At 38.5% G+C, this 3,184-nt stretch carries 1 protein-coding gene and 1 pseudogene; both read right to left on the reverse strand.

Going from position 1 to position 3,184, the window contains the following annotated elements; genetic code table 11:
* Positions 1 to 2,713: pseudogene (locus tag ACGHIN_RS17015) on the reverse strand (hypothetical protein); the annotation flags it as partial.
* A 6-nt stretch (positions 2,714 to 2,719) separates the two neighbouring features.
* Positions 2,720 to 3,184 (reverse strand): T9SS type A sorting domain-containing protein (locus ACGHIN_RS17020; RefSeq protein WP_390456342.1); only part of this gene is annotated, 465 nt, incomplete at its 5' end.

Below are 3,184 nucleotides of genomic sequence, written 5' to 3' on the forward strand. Positions count from 1 at the left end.
GTGCCAATAAAGCATCTTCTTTGGCCTGTGCATTGGCCGGAGTGGCATTGGCATCATCATTAGACGCATTCACAATCGCATCAATCAGATTTTGAGGAATGTCTGAAAGTTTTGCGCCATCTATTTTGGCAATCGGCATGGTTTTATTGTATCCCCAGATAATGGTTGTAGGAGTTCCGTTTCCTGACGGAGAATCCGGTGTAGCGGAATACTGAATTACTTGTCCTTTCTCGTTATAAGCATCATATCGGATTCCTGTATAGCTGTTGGCTAAATTATCCGGAGTATACACCAAAACAGAAGTAGGATAAAGCTGGGCCCCGTTATCATATTTTACTTCATTTTTAGATACAACGGTACCGTTTTTCTTGACCTGAGTTTCCAATGGGGTTCCCAATATATTAGCATTGATAAGAGCAGTATGGTTTTTGTCCCTTGCGTATTTATAGGTTGTTTCCTGAGTGCTGCCGTCGGAGTGAGTTGCTTTTTCCGTTACCAGATTAAAGTCATCGGCAGATCGGATGGTCTCTGAACTGGTTGTCACTGCTCTTGCATTCTGGTCAAAAACTTTGGAAGTGGCCCGCTGTTCTTTGATCCAGGCTGTTTTTGTTTCATAATCACCGTCTGCAAGAGGAATATAATTGGGAACATTCATTTCTGAAATGGTGTAATCATAGATTTCAGAGGCTAATAATTGATTCCCGGAATTATATACTTCCTTTTTGTCAATTAATCCCGCTTTGGTAATATTCACATTGGGCCAGTATTTATAGAATGGGCCGGGTTGAGCCGGGTAAGCGGAAGGGGCTTTGTAATAATATTTGGTATATCCTCCGGTGTCTCCATTGAACACTTTTACATTTTTATACACAATAGATTGAATAGGATACCCCATAGTCATTCCTTCCTCCACACTTTCTCCGCTTGAAGAATTGGCATCATCAAACTTGTCGTAAGCAAATCTTTCAGACTTTGCCGGATTTTGAGAATTGGCGTTCTCAAAGTATTTGATGCTTTCTATTCTTACACCCTGGTCTCTTTGAACAATAGCATTTTTATATGGGGCATCCTTAACCGACATTTCATAGACTTCTATATGACCCTTACCTCCAGTCTGACTATTTATTTTAATGGTTTGAGTACCTCCTGTCAGCTGAAACTTTGATGAAGACATTACCGGGCTTTCCGTAGTACATAAAACTCCTGTATTACTATTATTATAGTCGGCACCCAAAACGGTATACGTGAGGCTAGGCTGAGAGCCATCTCCCGGGTCGATTAAGGGCGGATAAGGATAAATTTCATTGACTGTAAATTTTATGTAAACGATCCTGCCTTGCATATTAGTTCCACTTACTGTAAAATTGTAGTTCTTAGACAGATTGGTATCGAAATCTGTACTGTAAATAGGTTTCAGGTACTGGAATTGGGGATTGTCAAAACTTGTACTGGCACTGAAATCAGCTATATATTGCGTGAAATTTTCATGGGCATATTCATTGGCTTCAAAGTTATATTCTACCACTCCTCCTGTAGGCAGTTTTACTTTCTTTAAAGAGCCCAGAGAGAAATATTTAGGATTTTCGATCTCATTGGTCCCCGGGTTATGGGAAATATAATCACATAAAAAATAATCTTTGAATTGTCCCGGAACCGGACCATATTCTTTAGGACTTCCTGAAGTATTATACTCAAACTCTGTAGTTTCAGTTTTAGCAAGGTCTGAACTGTATTTTTTGATTTTCCATAAAGTTCGTTTTGAAATGGATTCTTTATAATCATACGGGTTGGTAAATGTAGAATAGCCATAAGAGAATTCTAATTTTGAAATCATGTTTCCCACACTGTTCTTTAGGACAATCGAATTCACCTGATAAGGATCATTCATAGAATTTTTATAGGATTCCGTATAGGTATAATCCAGTTCTATGGCACCGTTATCTTTGGACCATATCTTTTTTAATTTACAGTTTTGATAAGGGGTAAGCGGATCTGCCATTGGATAGTAGACATCCACCTGATAATCCATTGACACGATTTCCTGCATTTTATAATCATAGATTTTAGTCAGGAAGAAGGCGCTTTTATAATCGCTGATTTGGCTGCCATTCTTATATTCTGAAACAGAATTCTTGTCAAAAACATATATATTGCCTTTGTCATCTGTTATTTTGAAACTGTTGAATATGAGTGTAGCGGTATTGCCGTTCCTTACATATTCAATCTTAAGATTGGAAGGGGTAAGCTTGACCAGCTGGAAGGTATTGTTGGTAATATCTCTTATGATTCTGAATTTACCACTATATCCTCCGATATTATAATAATAAATATCATTAAATTCATTTTTAGTATAATTGCCATTTGAAGCATCATCGTATTTTTCATCCAGTTCTTGAACGATCTCTCTGGAAATTACCCCATTCACTCCCAGTAAGCTCCATCCTAATCCCACTTCGCTGGATTTTTCTCCGCTTAACAGGTTCTTGGGGTGATAACTGATACTCATTCCTGCAGTAATATCTTTGCTATTGGTAGAAAGTGAAACCAATGGAAATGAAATATCCGGAACTCCCGTAGCAAAAGAAACGGGAGAGTTGGTGTACGTAGATAATGAGGATACAGAAGCTACAGGCTTAGAAAAGCCGGTATCAAAATCCTGGGCCATGAATACATTAGCTACAGCAATGGATAGTGTTAATAATATTTTTCTCATCTTAGTTTATTTCTTAATAATTTTCGCACTTGCGTTTTTATTAGTATCCGTTTTAATGGTCACAAGGTAAGCTCCCTGAATCAGTGGTTGTGTATTGATCTTGGTTACCTTATTCTTGGTCTTGGTTTGTTGTAACAGTTTACCGCTCATATCATACAGTAAAATATCCGCTTCCTTAAACTCATAGCCGATCTCTACATATGTGTAATCCGATACAGGATTTGGATAGACTCTGATGTCCTGCTTCTCAATCAATTGATCAATCTGTCCGTCTCCCAGCTTCACAATCTTCCAGTTTTCTTTTCCTAATTCCTCTGCACTGGTTCCTGCCAGTATAATAGAGCCGTCCCTGTTGAGCTTGATATCCGATAATCTTTCTTCCTTCTTTCTGGATTCTCCCTTCACATGCTTTCTCCACTGTTCCTTTCCTTCCTGATCCAGATACAGCATCCAGAACGTCTCATCATCACT

Source organism: Chryseobacterium barbadense (assembly GCF_042849955.1).
GTDB lineage: Bacteria > Bacteroidota > Bacteroidia > Flavobacteriales > Weeksellaceae > Chryseobacterium.